23 protein-coding genes are annotated in these 22,672 nt (G+C 51.1%); 14 read left to right on the forward strand and 9 right to left on the reverse strand.

All coding sequences use genetic code 11. The features are described from left to right. Positions 1-108 precede the first annotated feature (108 nt). The 8 genes from nifK to DCH402_RS20970 all read left to right on the forward strand — a co-directional run bounded on the left by nifK (position 109) and on the right by DCH402_RS20970 (position 7,282). On the forward strand, positions 109-1,677 hold the full coding sequence (nifK, locus tag DCH402_RS02225; protein WP_039999407.1) for a nitrogenase molybdenum-iron protein subunit beta: 1,569 nt from the start codon (positions 109-111) through the stop codon (positions 1,675-1,677). Between the two features lie 100 nt (positions 1,678-1,777). Further along, a complete protein-coding gene (gene nifT, locus DCH402_RS02230) occupies positions 1,778-1,996 on the forward strand; it encodes a putative nitrogen fixation protein NifT (RefSeq protein ID WP_039999409.1) in 219 nt (72 codons plus the stop codon). Between the two features lie 12 nt (positions 1,997-2,008). Continuing rightward, positions 2,009-2,671, forward strand: coding sequence for a NifB/NifX family molybdenum-iron cluster-binding protein (locus tag DCH402_RS02235; RefSeq protein WP_039999411.1), 663 nt, complete (start codon positions 2,009-2,011; stop codon positions 2,669-2,671). A 237-nt stretch (positions 2,672-2,908) separates the two neighbouring features. After that, positions 2,909-4,282 carry a nitrogenase iron-molybdenum cofactor biosynthesis protein NifE gene (gene nifE / locus DCH402_RS02240; protein WP_039999412.1) on the forward strand — a complete coding sequence of 458 codons (1,374 nt, stop codon included), beginning with the start codon at positions 2,909-2,911 and terminating at the stop codon, positions 4,280-4,282. Between the two features lie 10 nt (positions 4,283-4,292). After that, positions 4,293-5,678 (forward strand): nitrogenase iron-molybdenum cofactor biosynthesis protein NifN, encoded by a 1,386-nt coding sequence (gene nifN / locus DCH402_RS02245; RefSeq protein WP_039999413.1) that lies wholly within the window; start codon positions 4,293-4,295, stop codon positions 5,676-5,678. Continuing rightward, complete coding sequence (locus tag DCH402_RS02250) at positions 5,665-6,132, forward strand: NifB/NifX family molybdenum-iron cluster-binding protein (RefSeq protein WP_039999416.1); 468 nt, start codon at positions 5,665-5,667, stop codon at positions 6,130-6,132. The genes nifN and DCH402_RS02250 overlap by 14 nt, the downstream gene beginning before the upstream one ends. A gap of 51 nt (positions 6,133-6,183) precedes the next feature. After that, positions 6,184-6,489 carry a hypothetical protein gene (locus DCH402_RS22715; RefSeq protein WP_039999419.1) on the forward strand — a complete coding sequence of 102 codons (306 nt, stop codon included), beginning with the start codon at positions 6,184-6,186 and terminating at the stop codon, positions 6,487-6,489. A 313-nt stretch (positions 6,490-6,802) separates the two neighbouring features. Beyond that, entirely contained in the window at positions 6,803-7,282 is a 480-nt protein-coding gene (locus DCH402_RS20970; RefSeq protein ID WP_071604657.1) for an Hcp family type VI secretion system effector, read from the forward strand. A 471-nt stretch (positions 7,283-7,753) separates the two neighbouring features. Here DCH402_RS20970 and DCH402_RS02260 read toward each other — a convergent pair whose 3' ends face one another. Next, positions 7,754-8,557 carry a glycoside hydrolase family protein gene (locus DCH402_RS02260; protein WP_039999421.1) on the reverse strand — a complete coding sequence of 268 codons (804 nt, stop codon included), beginning with the start codon at positions 8,555-8,557 and terminating at the stop codon, positions 7,754-7,756. Between the two features lie 463 nt (positions 8,558-9,020). Between DCH402_RS02260 and nifU the strand changes: the two genes are divergently transcribed. The 6 genes from nifU to nifM are packed head-to-tail and all read left to right on the forward strand — an operon-like array spanning position 9,021 to position 13,791. Continuing rightward, positions 9,021-9,848, forward strand: coding sequence for a Fe-S cluster assembly protein NifU (gene nifU / locus DCH402_RS02265; protein ID WP_039999423.1), 828 nt, complete (start codon positions 9,021-9,023; stop codon positions 9,846-9,848). A gap of 36 nt (positions 9,849-9,884) precedes the next feature. Continuing rightward, a complete protein-coding gene (gene nifS / locus DCH402_RS02270) occupies positions 9,885-11,129 on the forward strand; it encodes a cysteine desulfurase NifS (protein WP_050583245.1) in 1,245 nt (414 codons plus the stop codon). A gap of 12 nt (positions 11,130-11,141) precedes the next feature. Further along, positions 11,142-12,290, forward strand: coding sequence for a homocitrate synthase (gene nifV / locus DCH402_RS02275; RefSeq protein ID WP_039999425.1), 1,149 nt, complete (start codon positions 11,142-11,144; stop codon positions 12,288-12,290). 4 nt (positions 12,291-12,294) lie between these two features. After that, a complete protein-coding gene (locus DCH402_RS02280; protein WP_050583246.1) occupies positions 12,295-12,564 on the forward strand; it encodes a nitrogenase-stabilizing/protective protein NifW in 270 nt (89 codons plus the stop codon). Beyond that, positions 12,548-12,991: a nitrogen fixation protein NifZ gene (locus DCH402_RS02285; protein WP_039999427.1), complete on the forward strand. Its 444-nt coding sequence runs from the start codon at positions 12,548-12,550 to the stop codon at positions 12,989-12,991. The genes DCH402_RS02280 and DCH402_RS02285 overlap by 17 nt, the downstream gene beginning before the upstream one ends. Further along, positions 12,988-13,791 (forward strand): nitrogen fixation protein NifM, encoded by an 804-nt coding sequence (gene nifM, locus DCH402_RS02290; RefSeq protein WP_050583247.1) that lies wholly within the window; start codon positions 12,988-12,990, stop codon positions 13,789-13,791. Before DCH402_RS02285 ends, nifM begins: the two co-directional genes overlap by 4 nt. 477 nt (positions 13,792-14,268) lie before the next feature. Here the strand turns inward: nifM and DCH402_RS02295 are convergent, their stop codons facing one another. The 8 genes from DCH402_RS02295 to DCH402_RS02320 form a co-directional block, all read right to left on the reverse strand. After that, positions 14,269-14,994: a phosphocholine cytidylyltransferase family protein gene (locus tag DCH402_RS02295; protein WP_039999429.1), complete on the reverse strand. Its 726-nt coding sequence runs from the start codon at positions 14,992-14,994 to the stop codon at positions 14,269-14,271. 1 nt (position 14,995) lies between these two features. Continuing rightward, positions 14,996-15,610 carry a gamma-glutamyl-gamma-aminobutyrate hydrolase family protein gene (locus tag DCH402_RS02300; protein WP_039999431.1) on the reverse strand — a complete coding sequence of 205 codons (615 nt, stop codon included), beginning with the start codon at positions 15,608-15,610 and terminating at the stop codon, positions 14,996-14,998. After that, positions 15,607-17,952: a PEP-utilizing enzyme gene (locus DCH402_RS02305; RefSeq protein ID WP_039999433.1), complete on the reverse strand. Its 2,346-nt coding sequence runs from the start codon at positions 17,950-17,952 to the stop codon at positions 15,607-15,609. The genes DCH402_RS02300 and DCH402_RS02305 overlap by 4 nt, the downstream gene beginning before the upstream one ends. 62 nt (positions 17,953-18,014) lie before the next feature. Continuing rightward, a complete protein-coding gene (locus DCH402_RS02310) occupies positions 18,015-19,313 on the reverse strand; it encodes an ATP-grasp domain-containing protein (protein ID WP_039999434.1) in 1,299 nt (432 codons plus the stop codon). A 12-nt stretch (positions 19,314-19,325) separates the two neighbouring features. Beyond that, a complete protein-coding gene (locus DCH402_RS22120; RefSeq protein ID WP_152486888.1) occupies positions 19,326-19,676 on the reverse strand; it encodes a CDP-alcohol phosphatidyltransferase family protein in 351 nt (116 codons plus the stop codon). A gap of 8 nt (positions 19,677-19,684) precedes the next feature. Beyond that, the gene (locus tag DCH402_RS21880) at positions 19,685-19,939 is read right to left on the reverse strand and encodes a CDP-alcohol phosphatidyltransferase family protein (RefSeq protein ID WP_081642117.1); all 255 of its coding nucleotides are present in this window, start codon (positions 19,937-19,939) and stop codon (positions 19,685-19,687) included. A gap of 58 nt (positions 19,940-19,997) precedes the next feature. Then, positions 19,998-21,179 (reverse strand): MFS transporter, encoded by a 1,182-nt coding sequence (locus DCH402_RS02315; protein WP_039999436.1) that lies wholly within the window; start codon positions 21,177-21,179, stop codon positions 19,998-20,000. A gap of 904 nt (positions 21,180-22,083) precedes the next feature. Further along, complete coding sequence (locus tag DCH402_RS02320; protein WP_039999438.1) at positions 22,084-22,614, reverse strand: flavodoxin; 531 nt, start codon at positions 22,612-22,614, stop codon at positions 22,084-22,086. Positions 22,615-22,672: the final 58 nt, after the last annotated feature.

The following is a 22,672-nucleotide window of genomic DNA, read 5'->3' on the forward strand; positions in this document are numbered from 1 at the left end:
GGTGATGTAGCGATGACTGTTTAGTGACGATTGTTTAGCGATGATTGTTAATAAAACCAGCCTGATATCCCGTCAGTTCACCGATTAGTGACGCGGGAGGAGAACACCATGAGTCAAACTGCCGAAAAAACCCATTCCTGCTACCCGTTGTTCGAGCAGGAAGAGTACCAGACGTTGTTTCGCAACAAGCGCGGTATGGAAGAAGCCCACGACGAACAGCGCGTACGCGACGTGTTCGAGTGGACTACCACCGAAGAGTACAAAGCGCTGAATTTCAAACGCGAAGCGCTGACCATCGACCCGGCGAAAGCCTGCCAGCCGCTGGGCGCGGTGCTGTGCGCGCTCGGGTTTGCCAATACCCTGCCTTACGTACACGGTTCACAAGGGTGCGTCGCCTATTTCCGCACCTATTTTAATCGTCACTTCAAAGAGCCGATCGCCTGCGTTTCCGACTCGATGACCGAAGATGCCGCGGTATTCGGCGGCAATAACAATATGAACAGCGGCTTGCAAAACGCCAGCGCGCTCTACCAGCCGGAGGTGATCGCCGTATCCACCACCTGCATGGCGGAGGTGATCGGCGATGACTTGCAGGCTTTCATCGCCAACGCCAAGAAAGACGGGTTTGTCGCGGCAGACATGCCTATCCCTTACGCCCATACCCCGAGTTTTATCGGCAGCCACATCACCGGCTGGGACAACATGTTCGAAGGGTTTGCCCGCACCTTTACCACCGGCGAAGGGAAAAACTACCAACCCGGCAGCCAGCCGCGGCTGAATCTGGTTACCGGGTTTGAAACCTACCTCGGCAACTACCGGGTGATCAAACGGATGATGGCGCAGATGGGTGTGCCGGCAAGCCTGCTGTCGGACCCGTCCGAGGTGCTGGATACCCCGGCCGACGGCCACTACCGTATGTACGCCGGCGGCACCAGCCAGCAGGAGATGCGCGAAGCGCCGAACGCCATTGATACGCTGTTGTTGCAGCCGTGGCATCTGGTGAAGACCAAAAAGATGGTGCAGGAGGAATGGAGCCAGCCCGCCACCGAGGTGCCGGTGCCGATCGGTCTGGCGGCCACCGACAAGCTGCTGATGACCGTCAGCGAACTGACCGGCAAACCGATTGGCGAGGCGCTGACGCTGGAGCGCGGCCGACTGGTAGATATGATGCTCGACTCCCACACCTGGTTGCACGGCAAACGCTTCGGCCTGTACGGCGATCCGGATTTTGTGATGGGGCTAACCCAGTTTCTGCTGGAACTGGGCTGTGAACCGACGGTGATCCTGTGCCACAACGGCAGCAAGCGCTGGCAAAAGGCGATGAAGAAATTACTGGAAGCGTCGCCCTACGGCCAGGACAGCGAGGTGTACATCAACTGCGATCTGTGGCACTTCCGCTCGCTGATGTTCACCAACAAACCGGATTTCATGATCGGCAACTCCTACGGCAAGTTCATCCAGCGCGACACGCTGGCGAAGGGCGAGCAGTTTGAAGTGCCGCTGATCCGGCTCGGCTTCCCGCTGTTCGATCGCCACCACCTGCACCGGCAGACCACCTGGGGTTACGAAGGCGCGATGTCAATCCTGACCACGCTGGTGAATGCGGTGCTGGAGAAACTGGATCACGACACCATGAAGCTCGGCCAGACCGACTACAACTTCGATCTGATCCGTTGATGTGGCGGCGTCTCCCCGCGGCGGGGAGGTCGCGCGGCCTTTTGCCACAATCAGGCGCCCGGCGTTGTCCGGGCGGTCCTGTTCCTCGAAGGAGAAACCGATGCCGGTGGTGATTTTTCGTGAGCGCAACGCGCAACTGTATTGCTACATCGCCAAGCTGGACCTGGAAGCCAAAGTAACGGGCATGGAGTTTGAAAGGCACGATTATTGGGGCGGACGCATCGAGCTGGAAGGCGGTAAAGCCTATTACGTTAATCCTCAGGACACGAAACCCGTGTTCCCGGTCAGCTTGCGCGCCAGCCGCGCCGAGCTTGGATAAGGAGAAAGGAGCATGTCTGCTGATGATGTGTTGTTCTGGCGTCTGTTCGCGCTGATCCAGTGCCTGCCGGAACTGCCGCCGCCCCAGCTGTTAGGCTGGCTTGGCGATGGCGATGAGACGGCGCTGGATGCCGACCGACTGGCGTCGCTGACGCAGGCGGAACTGGCGGCGCGCTTCCCGGTCGATGCCGACGCCATGACTCCGGCACGCTGGCGCACGGTGATGGATTGCCTGCGCGGCGTGCTGCCGGCGCACCTGGCGGTTGCGGCGTCTGCCCGCCGCCAGCCGCAACTGCTGGCGGCGTTCGCGTCGCAGGACGGGCTGACCATTAACGGCCACTTCGGTCAGTGTCGGCTGTTTTTTATCTATGCGTTCGATCAGGACGGTTCCTGGCTGCATGACCTGCGCCGCTATCAGCCCGCCGGGGGCGAGCAGGAAGGTAATGAGGTACGTGCGGCGCTGCTGAACGACTGTCACCTGTTGTTCTGCGAGGCGATTGGCGGCCCAGCGGCGGCACGCATCATTCGCCATAACATCCACCCGGTAAAGGTGGTGCCCGGCATCCTGATTCAATCCCAGCGCGACGCGCTGCAAACCCTGCTGGCCAGCACGCTGCCGCCGTGGCTCGCCAAACGGCTGGAGAAAGGCAACCCATTGGAGGATAGGGTATTTTAATGCCCGGCAAGCATACCGCGCGTTGGTTGGTATGTTTGCTTGCGGCGTTTGACGCTCGTTGCCCTGCATCGGGCGTTTGTCGTCCCGCCATGTTTGCGCCCTGCGTTACCGCTCATCTGCGCCAATTGTCTGCTTTGTCGTAAACCTCACATCGCTTTTTCCTTATAAATCAAAACATCAGCGCTGGCCTGCGTTTTGCAGTACTCGGGTGATATCAACAAACGTGGCGAGGCTGAGATGAAGGGAAGTGAGATTCTGGCATTGTTCGACGAGCCGGCTTGTGAACACAACCACAAGCAAAAGTCGGGGTGCAGCGCACCCAAACCCGGCGCCACCGCGGGCGGCTGTGCCTTTGACGGCGCGCAGATCACGCTGCTGCCGCTGGCGGATGTTGCCCATCTGGTACACGGGCCGATTGGCTGCACCGGCAGTTCCTGGGATAACCGCGGCAGCCAGAGTTCCGGCCCGACGCTCAACCGGCTCGGCTTCACCACCGATCTTAACGAGCAGGATGTGATCATGGGGCGCGGCGAACGGCGGTTATTCCACGCGGTGCGGCATATCGTCAGCCGTTATCACCCGGCGGCGGTATTTATCTACAACACCTGTGTGCCGGCGATGGAGGGCGACGACATCGAGGCGGTGTGCCGCGCCGCATCGACAGCGGTGGGCGTGCCGGTGGTAGCCATCGATGCCGCCGGGTTTTACGGCAGCAAGAATTTCGGCAACCGGCTGGCGGGCGAGGTGATGGTGAAACAGGTGATCGGCCAACGGGAGCCGGCGCCCTGGCCGCAGGACACGCCATTCGCCCCGGAACACCGGCACGATATCGGCCTGATTGGCGAATTCAATATCGCCGGCGAGTTCTGGAATGTGCTGCCGCTGCTGGATGAACTGGGCATTCGGGTGCTGGGCAGCCTGTCCGGCGATGCCCGCTTCGCCGAAATCCAGACGTTGCACCGGGCCAAGGTGAATATGCTGGTGTGTTCGCGGGCGCTGATCAACGTCGCCCGGCAACTGGAGCAGCGCTACGCCATTCCGTGGTTCGAAGGCAGCTTTTACGGCGTGCGGGCGATGTCCGATGCGCTACGGCAACTGGCGGCGATGACCGGCGATACCGATCTGATGACCCGCACCGACGCGCTGATCGCTCGCGAAGAGGCCGCTACCGCGCAGGCGCTGGCACCGTACCGCGAACGTTTACAGGGACGCAAGGTGTTGCTGTATACCGGCGGCGTCAAGTCCTGGTCGGTGGTGTCGGCGTTGCAGGATCTGGGCATCACGGTGGTCGCCACCGGCACCCGCAAATCCACCGAAGAGGACAAACAGCGCATCCGCGAGCTGATGGGCGACGATGCGCTGATGCTGGAAGAGGGCAACGCCCGCACGCTGCTGGATGTGGTCTACCGCTACGGCGCGGACATGATGATCGCCGGCGGGCGCAACATGTATACCGCGTACAAGGCGCGGCTGCCGTTTCTGGACATCAATCAGGAGCGCGAGCACGCGTTCGCCGGGTATCGCGGGCTGGTGACGCTGGCGCAGCAACTGTGCCTGACGCTGGACAGCCCCATCTGGCGGCAAACTCATCAACGGGCCCCGTGGCACTAAGGAGCAACCGATGGCACAGGTGATTCGTAATAAAAAACCGCTGGCGACCAGCCCGATTAAAAGCGGGCAGCCGCTGGGGGCGATTCTGGCCGCGCAGGGTATCGAGCACAGTATTCCGCTGGTACATGGCGCGCAGGGCTGTAGCGCCTTCGCCAAGGTGTTTTTCATCCAGCATTTTCATGAGCCGATCCCGTTGCAGTCCACCGCGATGGACCCGACCACCACCATCATGGGGGCGGACGACAACATCTTCACCGCGCTTGCCACGTTGTGCCAGCGCAATACGCCAAAAGCGATCATCCTGGTCAGTACCGGATTGTCCGAAGCGCAAGGCAGCGATATGGCGCGGGCGGTGCGGCAATTCCGCGACGACTATCCGCGTTTTAAGTCGGTGGCGATCCTGACGGTCAATACGCCGGATTTTTACGGATCGCTGGAGAATGGCTTCAGCGCGGTGGTGGAAAGCGTGATCCAGCAGTGGGTGCCGGATAAACCGCCGGTGGGGACGCGCAACCGGCGCGTCAATCTGCTGCTGAGTCATCTGCTCAATCCTGGCGATGTCGAACTGATCCGCAGTTACGTCGACGCGTTTGGGCTGCAACCGGTGATCCTGCCGGATCTCTCGCAGTCGCTGGACGGGCACCTCGCCGACGGCGATTTTCAGGCGGTAACGCAGGGCGGCACGCCGTTACGCGGCATCGAGCAGATGGGGCAAAGCCTGAGTACCGTCGCTATCGGCGTATCGCTGAGCCGCGCTGCCAGTCTGCTGGCGATGCGCAGCCGCGGCCAGTCGCTCAGCCTGCCGCATCTGATGACGCTGGAGAACATGGACTGCTTCATCCAGCATCTGCAACAACTGGCCGGACGCGACGTCCCGGCGTGGATCGATCGCCAGCGCGGCCAGTTGCAGGACGCGATGATCGACTGTCATATGTGGCTGCAAGGGCAGCGCATGGCGCTGGCGGCGGAAGGCGATCTGCTGGCGGGCTGGTGCGACTTCGCGCTCAGCCAGGGGATAACGCCGGGGCCGGTGGTGGCGCCGGTTAACCAGCCGAGCCTGGCGGCGTTGCCGGTGGAGCAGGTGCTGATCGGCGATCTGGAAGATTTACAGGATCAACTGTGCGACAACCCGGCCGATATGCTGGTGTCCAATTCCCATGCCGCCGATCTGGCGGAGCAGTTTGGCATCCCGCTGATCCGCGCCGGATTTCCTGTCTTCGATAAGATCGGCGAATTTCGCCGCCCGCGTCAGGGTTACGCCGGTATGCGCGATACCCTGTTTGAACTGGCGAACCTGATGCTGGCGCGTCATCATCACCAGCCGGTGTACCACTCGCCGCTCAAGCAGCAGTTTGCGCCGCCGCGACGTCAGGAGGCGGATCATGCAGCCTGTTAACCGGCATCTCAGCGCCATCAGTACCGGCGTGTGGTCCATGAAGGTGGCGTTCGCCAGTTCTGACTATCACCATGTCGATCAACACTTTGGCGCCACGCCCCGGCTGGTGGTTTACGGCGTAAAGGAAGATCAGGTCACGTTGCTGAAAGTGGTGGATTTCAACGTGTGTTACGGTCATCAGGAAGACAAACTCACCTGCCGTATCGACGCGCTGGAGGATTGCGTCACGCTGTATTGCGTGGCGATTGGCGACACCGTGTTCCGCCAGTTGCTGCAGGTGGGCGTGCGGGCGGTGCGGGTCCCGGCCGATACGCCGATCGCCCAACTGCTACAACAGATCCAACAGTGCTGGCACGACGACGAGCAGCGCGTTGCCCGCCGTCAGCGCGACCCTGACCGTTTCCATCGGCTGATCGCCGAACAACAGTGGAGCGAGGAGGATGATGTGTTGTGAGTGGGTTCAAAGCGTCCGGGGCTTGCCACATGACAGGGCTCGTTATGAGCCTTGTCTCTGAAGGGCCAGGGCGTTGCGTTGTTCGAAACGCGACCGACTGCCGGTATGTTGGAATTTTTGCGTAAATTTATGAAGAATATAATTTATTTTCTTATTTTGCTCTTCTTGTTCGCATCTATCCTGCCTGAACAGGCATTAAGGGATTTTGTTGTGAGCCACCTGACTATCAGCGGCGATGGCGAAGAAGCGATGGATGATTTCTATTTTTCAGTATTGGTTATCAAGGTACTGATATCGTCCGTTTTATCTTTTGCCATGACATATCTGCTTGGCGTGTTTTTGAAAAAGAAAGCATAGTTTTTCTTGTCGTCGTTAGCCGGTGAATTTGATTTTACCCACGAAAATAGGCGCATCCTTAATCGAGGCTCTGGTTTTAAAATTGTCCCGGGTTAGGGCAACAGCAAGTCCTATGACGATGCCAGCTGTTATAATCTCACTTGATATAATTAATCACTGTTATTTAATGAATGCAGTATACCCATAGGGAACTATCCAAGAGATAATATACTTATTTGCAAATTTAATTTATTTTTTGAATATTTTTTGATGTACTATTCATGAACACTATTAGTGTGGTGCGATTATATTATTTTCACAAGGATGGTAATCAATGTCACATATTATTTATCTTACTCTGGAAGGTAATCAGCAGGGGCTAATTTCTTCGGGGTGCTCAACATTTGATTCTATTGGTAATCGTTATCAGAAAGGGCATGAAAATCAAATACAGGTATTGGGGTTAAATCATACGATAACCCGAGAGGAAAATGTAGCTCATCACCCGATACAGTTGATTAAACCAATAGATAAATCATCTCCTTTGCTTGGTGTTTCTGTTACATCAAATGAGTCACTTACTGCTAATTTTTTCTTTTATCGGACAAACCTGGCTGGACAACTAGAGATTTTTTATGAATTAAAACTTACTGATGCCAGAATTGTTGAGGTATCAGCGACTTATCCGCATTCGTTAAATGATAGTGATTCTCTACCATATGAAGTTATCATGCTCAGGTATAACACTATAGAATGGACCCATAAAACCGCTGGCACATCAGGATATAGTATATGGAATGATAATCAATTTTAAATTAATATTTAATCTTGTAAAAGCCTGTTGTTACAGGCTTTTACAGTAGACTAATTATTCTTTTTATTTTACTAATCAGATACCCTTCCTTTTTCTCTGAAAATAGATTTGTCACCATTGTCTGTTGCTTTATAGACATCCAGAAACCAGATGCTATCATCATAATTATCTGCTTCTGGAGAAGGGGTGAGTGTATAAATGTATGAGCCATTTTTAAATATATACCCTCTGAAGTCTTTTGATGACCCTACATTTAATGTTTTTCCTTTTATATTTAACTCGCTTTTATTTTTTTATTAATTGAATGATATGTTATATCGCTGCATTCGATGTCATGTCGAGAACACTTACCATAGGATAAATAAATATTATATGTTTCTCCTTCGAAAAAAGGGAGGGGAGGATTCTCTTCTTTAGAGAATGCATTGAATGAAATAATCATAATTGCAATTATAGATGTGATTATTTTCTTCATAATTTTATATAAATACCTTTGTGATATACATTTAGTTCACTTCTTCTTCTGTTAACTAACCCCCGCATTTGGTGACCCTGAGATATTGTATATCTCATCCATGCGTTATCTATGTTTTCTGACGATTCACCATTTATGATTTTTAAGACGGTTGAGTAATATAATCCTCTGTGTCTCTGTCTATCCTTTATTCCAATATTAAAAGATAGCATGACGAGTGCATCAAATTCATTTTGAGTGATATCCACTTTAACAAAGTTTCTAACCGCGAGGATGAATCTGCTAATATCTTGTGAGAATAACGTATCTGCTTCAGAAAGAGCTATTCCTTGCTTATATCGTTCAAATTCATTCTCACTAATTAAATGCCCATAACCTATTGTGGCGCCTACTTTCCAAAATGTTATTTCCCTTCCAGTCTGATCATCATAAGGCTTGGTTTTCAGTTTTTCATATTGCTTCATTAAATAAATGCATTGAGAGCTGGGGGACATGAGGGATGCTCTTTTTCTTTCACCTCTGGGGTTTATTCCTGTCGCTCCATGAGGATTAGGCAAAGAATCTGTATGCGAAGTTGATGTAAGGTTTTCAATGGTTTTTCCGCCGGGTTCTATAATGCCATAAGGAGAGAAGTGAAAGTGCTTTTGATAAGCGATAATGGCTCTTTTTGTGTTTCTCCCGCAAATTCCATCCACGCGTAAATATGGGAAGCCATTGTTCTTCAATAACTGTTGCACGATAGTAACATCGTTTTTCCTATTTATACCGCCAAGGCCAACGGATGACTCAATAGCATTCATATCATCTCCTTATGAAAAAAATCATTTTCCTTCTTCCCTATAACCTTATGATTTTATATCATAAATAAGATATTTGAAAATTAAAATGGTTAAATAATTTTTCAGATCGAATACACATTGATGCAGTATGCGTTAAGTGTTGTGCAAACTCTCTTTATGATCCAACTAAAAGCGGAAAAGCTATCTAATAGCACCTCAAGTGAAAATCTATTTCCCTGCTGTCAAACTTTCGCACCGCAAGGATCGTCTTGATTAGTGTCACCTCTCTGACAAACCCGACATAAACCGCGACATTCGTTGCGGTTTTTTTATCGGCCATCGCGGCTATCTCGTTGATCTGCATTTATTTTTGTGACTGGCATCACATTTGCTCTGACTCTGTTTACTCAGACCATGCAACGCGTGTGAGCGCCGGGCGGTTGGGTGCCCGGCGTTTTCACCCATTCAGTAGGGAGCAGAGCAGATGTGGAACTATTCCGAAAAAGTGAAAGACCATTTTTTTAATCCCCGCAACGCCCGGGTGGTGGCGGAAGCCAACGCCGTGGGCGATGTCGGTTCGCTCAGTTGCGGCGATGCCCTGCGGCTGATGTTGCGCGTCGATCCAGACAGCGAAACCATCCTCGACGCCGGGTTTCAGACGTTCGGCTGCGGCAGCGCCATCGCGTCGTCTTCGGCGCTGACGGAGCTGATTATCGGCCGCACCCTGCGGGAAGCGGAACAGGTCACCAACCAGCAGATTGCCGATTATCTCGACGGTCTGCCGCCGGAAAAAATGCATTGTTCGGTGATGGGACAGGAAGCGTTGCGGGTGGCGATCGCCAACTACCGTGGCGAAACGCTGGAGGACGATCACGAGGAAGGCGCGCTGATCTGTAAATGTTTTGCGGTGGATGAAGGGCAGATCCGCCGCGCGGTGGTGGCAAACGGCCTGACGACGTTGCAGGAGGTAATCCATTACACCAAAGCGGGCGGCGGTTGCAGCGCCTGTCATGAAAAGATCGAACTGGCGCTGGCGCAGATCCTGAGCGAGCACCAGACGACGCCGGCTGCGGCGGCAATCGTGGTGAGGGATGCGCGCTGGCAACAGGTGGCGGAGGCGGTGGCGGAACTCCGGCCGCACATTCAGGCCGACGGCGGCGATATGTCGCTGGTGAACGTCAGCGAGCGTCAGGTCACGGTGAGCCTGTCCGGCAGTTGCAGCGGTTGCATGATGACCGATATGACGCTGGCCTGGCTGCAACAGAAGCTGGTGGAGCGTACCGGGCAGTATATGGACGTGGTAGCGGCGTAAATGGCCGTCAGGCATGACAGGCATGAGGAAAAAACCATGAATAACGTGTATCCGGACAAAAAAAACGGTCCAGACAAGAAAATCTATCTGGACAACAACGCCACCACCCGGCTTGACCCGATGGTGCTGGAAGCGATGCTGCCGTTTCTGACCGAACACTACGGCAACCCGTCGTCGATCCACGATTTCGGCACGCCGTGCCGCGGTGCGCTGGAACGGGCGCGCCAGCAGGTCGCCAGCTTGCTGGGGGCGCGTTATGACAGCGAGATCCTGTTTACCTCCTGTGCCACCGAAGCGACGTCCACCGCCATTTACTCCGCGGTGAATCTGGCGCCGGAACGGCGTGAAATCATCACCACCGCGGTGGAGCACCCGGCCACGCTGGAGGTGTGCGAGCATCTGGCGCGGCAGGGCTATACCATTCACCGGCTGGCGGTGTCGCCGCAGGGTGAGCTGGATCTGGCACAATACCGCCGCCTGCTGAGCGATCGCGTCGCGCTGGTCAGCGTGATGTGGGCCAACAATGAAACCGGGGTGGTATTCCCGGTGCCGGAGATGGCGGCGCTGGCGCATGAACACGGCGTATTGTTTCACTGCGACGCGGTACAGGCGGTGGGCAAGATCCCGATGGTACTGTCCGCTACCGATATCGACATGCTTTCCTGCTCGGCGCACAAGATCCACGGCCCGAAAGGCGTGGGTTGCCTGTATCTGCGCCGTAACACGCGTTTTCGTCCACTGCTGCGCGGCGGGCATCAGGAGCGCGGCCGACGCGCCGGCACGGAAAATATCGCCGGAATTGTCGGCATGGGCAGCGCCTGCGAACTGGCGGAAGTGCACTTGCCGATGATGACGGCGGCGGTGGCGCCGCTGCGCGATACCTTGCAGAGCGAACTGGTGCGGCGCATTCCCAGCGTAATGGTGATGGGCGACGGGCAGCCGCGTACTCCCAACACCCTCAATATGGCGTTCGAATTTATCGAAGGGGAAGCGATTCTGCTGCTGATGAACCATGTCGGCATCGCCGCTTCCAGCGGCAGCGCCTGCACGTCCGGCTCGCTGGAGCCGTCGCACGTGATGCGGGCGATGGACATTCCCTACACCGCCGCCCACGGCAGTATCCGTTTCTCGCTGTCGCGCTATACCCGCGAAAAAGAGATCGACTATGTGATTGAGCAACTGCCGCCGATTATCGCCCGGCTGAGAACACTGTCGCCTTACTGGCAGCAGGACAAACCGGCGGCGTTGGCCGGGACGACATTCGCGCCGACCTACGGCTAAGGGGGACGAGTGATGGAACAGGTGATCATCAACGACACCACCCTGCGCGATGGCGAGCAAAGCCCGGGGGTGGCGTTTCGAGCCTGCGAAAAGCTGGCGATTGCCGAGTCGCTGGCGGAGGCGGGCGTACCGGCGCTGGAGATCGGCACGCCGGCGATGGGGGCAGAAGAGCGCTCGCGCATGGCGCTGGTGAGACGGCGGCTGCCGGGCATCGTGATGATGGCCTGGTGCCGGATGAATGAAGATGAAATCCGTCAGAGCGCCGATCTGGGTATGGACTGGGTCGATATTTCGGTGCCGTCGTCCGACCGGTTGCGGCAACAGAAACTGCGTCAACCACTTTCCACGCTGCTGTCCCGATTGTCGGCGTTGATTGTGCTGGCGCGTCAGTGCGGGCTGCGGGTGAGCGTCGGTTGTGAAGATGCCTCGCGCGCCGGCGACGACACGCTGCGTCAACTGGCGCAGACGGCGCAGGCGGCGGGCGCACAACGGCTGCGCTTCGCCGATACGCTGGGCGTGTTGGACCCGTTCGCCACTTACGAGCGGATTCAGGCGCTGCGCCAGTGCTGGCCCGGCGAGATCGAGATGCATGCCCATAACGATTTGGGGCTGGCGACCGCCAACACGCTGGCGGCGGTGCGCGCGGGGGCGACTCACGTCAACACCACCGTGCTGGGATTGGGCGAACGGGCGGGCAACGCGGCGCTGGAGTCGGTGGCGCTCGGGTTGCAGCGCTGCCTCGGGCGCGCAAGCGGCATTTGTTTCGAGCGTTTGCCTGCGTTGTGTCAACAGGTGGCTAACGCAGCGCAGCGCCCGATCGATAGGCAACAACCGCTGGTGGGGGAGCAGGTGTTCACCCATGAGTCCGGGGTGCATGTGGCGGCGCTATTGCATGACCGGGAAAGCTATCAGGGTATCGATCCGCACCTGATGGGGCGGGAATTCCGGCTGGTGCTGGGCAAGCATTCCGGCCGTCAGGCGGTGGGCGGCGTGTTCGCCCGCCTGGGCTACGGGCTTGATGCGCAGCAGGTCGACGCGTTGCTCGACGTAGTACGCATGTTTGCGGAAAACGAAAAACGCAACCCACGGGATAACGAACTGCGAGCGATTTATCAGGATCTGTTTGGCGACAGTTTGGCGTTGTGCCGTCTGGGAGGGTGAGGCGATGGAATGGTTCTACCGTTTGCCGGGAGTACAGGCGTTGCAGGGTGCCGACGCCTTTTTTGCCTTTTTCGAGGTGCCGTACGACATCGACCAGCTAAACCGGTGTCAGGTGCCGGTGCTGCGCGAGTTTCGCCGTCGGCTGATGGCGGCGGTGCCGCTGCGTAATGCGCTGGATGATGTGCAAAACGCCGACTGGCAATTGGCGCGTCGGCTGCTGGCGGAGAGTTATCAGCAATCGGTGGGGAGACGTCGCGATGACGCCGAAATTTGAGTGCGGCGATGCCGTGCGGGTGGTGCGCGCACTGCGTAACGACGGCACGTTCGTCGGGCGGGCGCGCGGTGAGTTGCTGGTGCGCCGCGGCAGTGTCGGTTATGTACGCGAGTGGGGGGTATTTTTGCAGGATCAGATAGTCTACCAGGTGCATTTTCTCGATCGGGATCGGGTGGTCGGTTGCCGTGAGTCAGAGCTGATCGACGCCGATCGCCCCTGGCTGGCGGGAGATTTCCAGTACGGCGATCGGGTGTGCAGCACGCAGCCGCTGGCGATCAAGGGCGATATCGTGGTGACGATGGGCCAGCAGGGCGAAGTGCTGGCGACCGCGCAGGGGGAGCGGGGCGACAGTTGCATCGTGCTGTTCGGCGAGCGGCAGTTTCAGGTGCCGGTATCGGCGCTATACAACCTGGAGGTGGAGGAATGACCGGGCGAGACAGCATGGCGACGCCGGCCTGGCAGCGCTTTAGCCGTCTGCGGCTGGCGAAGGCCCACTGGCATTGTTTGCCGGAGCAGCTACCCGCGCCGGAAAGACCGCGCTTTGAGCATCAGTTGCAGCGTCAGCTGGCACTGGAGCAGGCGGTGACGGCGGCGGCTCGTCAACAGTCGCTGACGGCGACCAGCGCGCAGTTGCAGCAGGTGGCGCAACAACTGGCGGAGGAACTGACCTGTGCCGGGTTTTCCGCCGACGAACAGCAGGCCATTGTATGGCATCACGCGTTAATGGAACTGCAACTGGCGAGCGTCGGCGCACAGGCTGATGAACCGCAACCGGCTGAAATTCGGGGTTGGTATCGACAGCACGCAGACCGGTTTTGCCGACCGGAACAGCGCTTGACCCGCCATCTGTTGCTGACCGTCGATGATAACCGCCTGGCGGTTGATCACCAGATGGCCGGGGTACTGCGTCAGTTGCGTGCCGATCCGGACGGCTTCGCGTCGCTGGCGCAGCGCCATTCTCACTGCCCGACTGCGCTGGACGGCGGCCTGCTGGGGTGGGTCAGCCGCGGCCTATTGTTTTCGGCGCTGGAGCATTGTCTGTTTGCGCTGGCGGCAGGAGAGTTAAGCGCACCGGTGGAGACCGAACTGGGTTTGCATCTGCTGCGCTGTGAGGCGATTCGCCCGGCGGCACCGTTGCCGGAAGCGGAAGCACTGGTTAAAGCGGGTGATTATCTGCGGTCGCAACGCCGACAGCAGCGTCAGCGCCAATGGTTGCGGACGTTGTAGAAGACCGCTGGCAAACCCTTAGTGGACACGCGACCAAGTGAATAAACTCTCAAGCAAAAGGCGACACACATGGCAAAACCGGTATTAACCCGCAAGAGGCCCGGGTTGTATGCGGGCCAGTGGGGGATTTTAAACTTTTGCTTTGACATGGGAGCTGATTGTTAAAACGAAGGTAACGATCAGATCCGCCAATCACCTGAAAGTTCGATTTATTCAACAAAACCCAATCGCTGTTGAATTTCTCTGTCCATAGCGAGCCATTATAGTGAAACGATGTCTATGAATCACACAAATTAGATAGTAGAAAATTTTTATATACGGACTGAATATTAATACGTTATTTGTATAGGCTTGCCTCTAGCTATAAAATCAAAATGTCAACGTAAGGTACAATTTTAATTACAGTTTCTCTTAAATCTGTACTGCCTATAATCGTGATCGAAAAATAACTCCGGAGTCTTTCCGGAGTTAATTAAATTATACATTAGGATAAATTTTATGGTAAAGGCTGATATCCGATGGAGTGTCAACTTCTCCCCAGGGATATTCATTCTTAGTTCCAAACACATGATGACCACTATTGAGGAGCTTAGAAAATAGATTTGTCATGTCGATGTTATCTATTTCATTTTGACTCAGCGATGAAATGAAATTTTCAATCCAACTCCATGCTTGCGGAGTGATTTTAAAAAGCCCCATGTATTGACCTTGAACTTCATCAAGACTTTTAATTCGCCCTCCAATACCCACGATTCTTCCATTATCTATTTTGAAACTTTCGAGATCGGATAGAGGATCTTCGTTTCGCTTCTTCCATAATTCCACCGCATTTGGATCATAGGTTAGGTTAATATCACCAGTGCTTTTTATTAGGGATTCAACCAAATGGTGAGAATAAAAAATATCGCCGTAGCTTACAAGACAGGTTTCTGTCTTAAGCCACTCACGGGCACATAGTAATGAGCTGAAAATACTTGTTCTTTCCCAGTTTTTATTGATAAATAGCTGGTTTACGTAAGGTTTAATCATCTCACTGCGATAACCACCTACGGCTGCAATCTTATTAACTCCACCTTTCCTTAAAGAATCGATCGCGCGTTGTAGCAATGATTGACCATTTAGTTCAACCAGCGACTTAGGTTTTTCATTTGTAATATCACCAAGGCGGCTTCCACGGCCAGCCACTAATAAAATACCTTTCATGCTATTCCGCTCCAAATATATCCTTGATTGTTTTAACATCATGAGGCATGGCTATGTTTTCTCTCTCAGGGTGCCACATAATCAGATGTATCTTTCTTTTTCTATCACTTACAGATTCAATAAAACCTTCTGCGGTCTTGCTTGTAACAGTGAATCCTTCAGGAATATGTCTAAACCCATAATTATGAAAAGAGTTTACTTCTATTTCTGTATCTATTTCTGTATCGTGAATTGAAATCTTATGCCGGGTAGCTACGTGTCCAGTAACAGGGATGATGGAACCACCAAAATGGCTTAGTACAGCTTGCATACCCCGGCAAACGCCATATATTGGTTTGGAATATTTAAGAGCCCACTCCAGGGCACGAACCTCAGTCAAATCTCTTGCATCCTGCTCGCCGCTTATTGCGTAACAATCACCGCCACCGCTGAAAATCACGCCTTCAGGATGAGATAGCAGTAATATTTTTTCTGCTAAATCAGCATCGTTTGGTAGATAGAGAGGTATCAGTCCACATGCCTGCATGAGCGACAACCAACGTTGGTCGAGGGTATCTCGCCATTCGTGACGTGAAGGCTCATACAATCGCATCATCGTAATAGCGACATGTTTCATGAGAGTATCTCTACTCGGCTGGCCGCACAGTCCATCAGCAACCGTTGCGCGCCTGCAAGGCGGTTTAGCGCCCTTTCACCTATACCGATAACGGCGGGAATGCCGAATTCTCTGGCTCGGATAGACATATGTGAATTTTCTCCGCCGTAAGCCGTAATGAATCCACTGATGCGACGGGTGAAAATCCAGTCAAAGCCGGGATCAGCATTTTCAATTAAAACAATAGTCCCCTCTATATCGTCAGAATGTGTATTTCCTGCTGTTAGAACTCGCACAGATGCTTCGGCCCTTTCTTTAGTGATGAAATTAGGTTTGGCAACATTAATTTCATGGGCGTACAGTGCATTAGCTGAGTCAATAATTGAGGGAGATCGTAAGCGACTCTTTGACTGCCAAATACGTTTATTTTCCTTTGCAACTGCATCGATACCATCGATATCACAGTATTTTTCATTGATGAAGTAATTTAGCGGGCTGTGACTTAATGTATCCCGATCAATGCGATGTAGTGCTCCCCATGCAGTAAGCGCGCTCAGAGCTTCAGAGACGAAAGCACCATAAAGATATTTGACCTTTTCTCGTGCCTCTACTGCATTGAGCGCGAAGGTGAAGAATTGTTTTACATGTATGTCCATTCCACAATGATGAAAAGCCTTTTGGATGCTGAGTAACAACTCACGAGAATCAGAAGTATTTTCCGCTGTTCTCACCGGTCTGACAGGTGGCGATAGCCAGTCAAAATATGAATCTGGACTTTCATCATAGCGAGCCACGTGTATATCATAAGTACCCGGACGAATATGACCATGTTTTCTCAAAAACAGTTTTTTATCTAAAAGGCAGAAGTCATCGGATAATTCCTGTCCAACCGTGCGGGCGCGCGATAAGAAATTATCGGTATATCCCTGAGGAACAATATTTTCCTGCTCTAAAGATTTTAATATGCTAGTAGCAATAAAGGCAGCTCGTGCTGAGCCAGCAAATATTTCGCCTATAACACTGGCATTACTGAGTGCGATACGGAAATGCTGTAACGGGTCTGTATCACGCAATCCTTTTCCTTTTAACTCATTTAAATTCTGCTCAATTCTGGGGAGCAACCGAAGATCGTTAGCGAATGGACCATTGTCTGAAATAATGTGTTCCGTCAACTTCAGTAATTCATCCAGATATAGTGAGATCTCTGCTTTATTTAAATTTTTTAACGCTGGTTGTGACGACGCACTCTTCAATGTGAGAGAAGGTGTAAAGCAAGTTGGTACAATGGCAAACTCAATTTTGTCGTGCAAAGCTGGATGCTGAGCAAGATGATGACAGCTAGTATTTACTACAGAAGAAACGATGTCGTGTGGCATTGATGCCGGAATGAATGACTCAATACTATAGGGAATGACGATATAGGGTGTACCCGCAAATGATGACATCAGCTTGTGACCCCGCATATCACGGTAACCATAGCGGAAACGAGCGGAAGCCCAATTTAGGTCGGTTATTAAGTATTTATAAAGATCAAACGCCAGTGTACGTGGTTTGACGCCAATGATTTCTGCCGGATTCCAGTCAGGCATTATGCCAAACAACGCGATTTTTTCCGTGTGTCCAGCTTGTAAGCGATCACATGCCTCTTTTAGCGACTTCGTCTCTTTTCTAATGAGTTTGAGAAATTCATGGTCTGAGCCAGGAGTGTTAAGCGCTGTCATTGGGCGTACCTGAAACAGCACCGGACCTTCTTTCGTTATCGCGAATTCAATGTCCAGTGCGGTCTGGGCCGTAATCAGTTGTACCTCCTGTAACAGCGCTATCATGCCTTTCAATACAGGGGGTTCATTTGCCACTTCATCTTTCAATGCAATCCATGACAGTACGTTTTCGCTACCTGAAGTTACACCGTCAGTCTGCCCGTCAACAGTGTAGTTTATGACATAATAGGGCAAGCCGGTTTCGGGATCGCGCGTCATTGCTACGCCACAAGCTAAAACATCCTGAGCCATTTTCTGTACTAATACTTCGTCCTCTGCAAGGGCACCATTATATGAGGCGATAACGTGAGATATCGCTGAGCATAATTCTGTCTCACCATTAACATTTGTAATAGAGTCATATTCCCCCGCTCCTGACTGTCCAGACCGATCTTCATTTCGGCAACTTGAACGAACAATCAGATTATCAGCCCCCAAGCTATTGATGATATTTTCAATGACCAGTGCTGAGTTTTCTTGCCATTTTCTGACAGTAAAACGGTACAACGGCATTATTGTTGCGCTACTGAGAATTGGCGTGAGTTTTGCCAACGTCCCAGCTTTACCATCAAAAGAGAAGGTGGTTAAACGGGTGGACTCCATTTCTACTTTCCTTTTAATCTCATTGTGAACGTCAGGTGACGGAGGAATAATTGTTTGGCTAATTATTCAAAATATTTTGCGAGTTCAAGGCCATAAATTTCATCTAACTCACACAAGAAACGGTGTCCTTTACGTGCAACTTCATAAGGGGCATCACCAAGAACAATAACATGACCAATAGTGCCAATATTTCCAGTATATACATTGACCTTTTGGCCGGGTTTTACCCATGCCGAGCAGAAATCAATATTGTAAGATTTCAACAGTTTTTCAAAACGAGCTTGGTTATAATCGTTACTGATTGCGCCACCATGACGTGAAGCTATAGTAACAACCGTACCTGCTCGCGTAAGCACGCTATCATTAATACTGATAGGTTCATCCAGATGAAGACGGATCAATAACTCGAAGGGATCGATATCTGTAATCATGCGATACATTTGAGGTGCAACACTACCCATCATGCGCGCATTAATTTCAACGAGGCATGGACCTTTTTCATCTCGTAAAAGCTCAACGTGATAAAGACCCACATCCAGTTTTAAAGCGGAAAAAATTGACTGTACATACTCTTTTATTTCATTACGTTCATCAGTATTGAGACCTGACGGCATCGTGGCGGTCATTTCTAGCATTTCACTATAAACTGAACGGAAGCGTACCGTGGTGGCGTAAACCTGCACGATGCCATTTTGTACTATTACTTCAGCGGAATGTAAGCTTCCATCAATATACTCTTCAACCAAATAGTCGCGGCTTACCAGGGTATCGATCATACGATCAGACTCTGCACGGCCCTCGCGTAATGTCTTAATGAAAGTCTCAAAATCTTCGCTGGTATCGCAGATGGCAGAAAATTGTTTTGCAAAACCTCTCGTAGGTTTAACCACGAACGGGAGTTCAATGTGTGGGGTAACGCCCGACACTAGTTGTTCTTCACTCAAAACCTGATATTCAGGTGAACGGATACCATTTTTTTTCAGCGTTTCTCGTAGCTGATTTTTTTGCACCGCATTGTTTAATGCAGAAAGGCTGGGATAGCGTAGATTAAAGCGCTCTGCTTCTCTGGCTACAGGAACAATTCCAGCCTCAGAGGTGCTGAGTAATGCGTCGATTGGGCGTTTCTCATTGAGGCGAACCAGCAGATCATGAAACTCTTCGCCATCCAGAGATTCAACTTCCAAAAATTGGTCGACGAATTCTAAGTGTGGTTTGAGCTTACTTTCATCATTACCGATTGAAATAGTTAAAAAAGAGGCATCTTTCTGTCTGATGAATGTGACATAACAGCCCATTCTTTTTGCTGCCTGAAAAGCCAATAAGCCGCTTACAGTGCTATCCACAAAAATAACATGCTTCATTTAAACGTTTCCTTATTGAGAAATAAAAATTCTTACTGCGACAAAAAGAATCAGAAACACTGAAATTGTTGGTAAGGCTGCATATTTGGGTATTCTTACATTAATTATCTGAACCAAAGAAATAAACAGGTTAAGCCAAATAAGATAAGGCAAAGCTACTTTATCGTATGCAACTAGCTGGAAAAATAATGAATAAATAACACCTGCATAGGTTGTTGGCAAACCACGATAGCTACCTGGATGACTGCCACTGATCACACTAAATAATGAGAGCCTGAGGCAACCTGACAGCAATAACATCATTCCTGAAGCAAATGATGCCCAACCTGGAATAATGTGGAAAATAATTAAAGCGGGAGCCACACTAAAATTTAAAAGATCAGCAAGACTGTCGAGTTGCTTACCAAATTCCCTGTTTTGTTTTTTTCAGTTAACCATGTGCGAGCAATATAACCGTCTAGAAAATCTAATACAGCTGCTGAACATAATGCAATAGCCGAAAGATAAATATTATCTGTATATGCAAGATAGATTGATGAAAGTGACAATCCCACATTAATCGTGGTCAGTAAATTCGCCAAATCCATAAATTTCACAAACGGAAATGCTGACGTTATTGCGCCCATATATTTTACCCTTTATAGCTTATAGTAGTTTTGCCTGCTTCGAAAAACAGGCATTGATTTATTTTCTTTCTTTGCTGAGTGATACGTAGCATAAGAAATATGCTATCGCAAAAAATACGGCTACTACATAAAGGTGTGAATATTGTGTCAGTACTGACCCAATGAATATTGAAGTGATCATTCCAATATAGACACCAGCATATTGCATAGCGGCAATCATTGGCATGTCTTTGACATCACTCTTTAAAACGATATCTGACTGCAATTTGAAAAAAGCAAGTTCAAAAAAGAATATATAGAGGAAATAGGTTAGATAGCTGATGAAAACATTAATACCGAGCGATGTGAAAATCATGAATAGGGCACTGATGATTGCCATGTATAACGGATTAAATTTCACTCCCTTTCGATTATAAATGAAGTAAAATATCGCACCGGTTAGGGCTGCGCCACTATTGACTAACTGAAGATATCCAACAAAATTTTCAGGCAAATTCAAAACATGCGATGGTAATGTAACGCGGGATACATTAAAAAACCCCTGAAAGAAAGTAATAAAAACGATGAAATTAAGGAATGCTTTCTTTAAAGGTGCATTATCTGAGAGTAGAGCAACAAACGATTTTAGTGACCGTGTTTGCGCTTTTCCTTCCTGATGTAAGTTGAGTTTAGGTAAAAGGAACGATGCCAGTACCGAAGCGATGAACAATACTGAAATCATCGACATTGCTAATTGTGGCGACATTTCGCCTTTAATACTTCCCATCAGCATTCCTGCCAATCCACCAGCGATAAACTGTGCTGTGAGGGTGAGTGGTACTGTGGTTTCAATTTTGTCTCCACTAAAATAATGCTTAATGGCAACTATACGGCCGACTCGTTGAAGTGCGTCAATTGAACCAATTACTAGCCCACCAAGCAGCGCGAAGGTTGGTATTCGGTGAATCAAACTGAATATAACGAGTGTACAAATAGCAGCAACAAGATTACTCATCATAAGCAGTTTACGAGGAGAGGTTTTTTCCGCAATACCTTGTACTTGATTTACAAAAATTACGGGTAAAATCATCGGTGCATAAAGCACTGCCTGTGAAAGTATAATGTTCCCGGTTGCATGATAAATATACCATGAAAGGTATATATAACATAAAGTTGAAGCACTTATTGAGCAGAGGTTAACTGCCCAAATTAATCGGCTTATCCATACAGATGAGTACGTTTGCAGTGTCCGTTCTTCCATAGCGGTAATCCTAATCAAATTCCCGCCATGTCATCGAAATGAAACATAAGGCGTTTAAACTTGAGAAATTTAGTCTCATTAACCTATCTGCTTAAACTTTTTATGTCAATTAATGTAAGCATCCCATTTTATTATTTTTTATGTTATCAACGCATAATGCTAAAAACCTACCTGATTCTATAATTTAGTCTAAATAAATAATAATCTTAATGATTTTATTCTGATTTGTCAGGATCTATGAGCACATTTAACTTTGCTAATGAGGCTTTTTATCTAATGAATCCATTTGATACATATCGTTTCCGTCCTCATAGCATGAAAAAATTAGTCCAAGGATTTTTGTTAGATGTTTCCCTGAGTGCGTTGAATCAGTAGGCACTGTTAAGTGCTCTCAATTTAATGCATTTTTATCAATCGATTACTGTCACTTCGATTGTTATTCAAGGCCAGCTTTTTATTTTCATGAATATTATTTGTTAATATAATTATTATATTAATCCTAATAACTTTGATAAATAATCTATCTCCTGAAGGGAATTCAGTCCGAATTGTGCGATCCAGTAACAGCATTGAGTTATGCCGACCGTATATTGATCCCCGATGGATAACGACGACTGATGGCTTTTGAATAAATCAGAATCAGCCGACAAGGGTCTCCCTGTCAGGCTCCTGTTACGTGATGTGGATGCTCTGCGACATACCCTATAACGTCATCCGGTTCAGGGCTTTCACCATGAACTGATCCTACCCACCATTAGTGGACACGCGACTCAGTGAGTAAACTTTCAAGCAAGAGCCGACACCCGCCCGGCGCGGGCGACCCGGTCTGTTGCCTGACAGAGCAACAGCCGGGAGCGATGATGTGAGATGAAAGAGCTGACGGCACCGGGGCAGCCGCGCAGCATTACAGGATAGCGGACTTGATTTGCGCCAGCCAGTTGTCGAGGCGCTGCTCCGTCAGGTCGTGCTGGTTGTCCTGATCCAGCACCAGGCCGACAAACCGGTCTTCCTGCAATGCGGCGGAGGCGTTGAACTCGTAGCCGTCGCTCGGCCAGTCGCCCACTACGCGCGCGCCCAGATCGGTCATGACGTCGTAGAGCGGTTTCAGGCCGCTGGCGAAGTTGTCCGGGTAGCCTTGTTGATCCCCCAGCCCGAACAGTGCGACGATTTTCCCTTTCAGGTCGGCACCCGCCAGTTCATCAGCGAATTCCAGCCAGGACGGCGCCTCGCAACCGGCTTCGATGCCGGGCAACTGCCCGTCGCCCAGCGTCGGGGTGCCCAGCAGCAGTACCGGATAGGACAGAAAAGTCTCCAGCGAGGTGCGGTTAATGTTGACCGGCGCGTCTGCCGTCTCGCCCAGTTTCTGATGAATCAGTTTGGCGATTTTGCGGGTTTTGCCGGTATCGGTGCCAAAGAAAATGCCAATGTTCGCCATAGCGGTGCTCCTGATTACGTGATGAAAAGAAAATGCAGGGCGATGAAGTGAAGCAGCC

Source organism: Dickeya chrysanthemi NCPPB 402, assembly GCF_000406105.1.
GTDB lineage: Bacteria > Pseudomonadota > Gammaproteobacteria > Enterobacterales > Enterobacteriaceae > Dickeya > Dickeya chrysanthemi.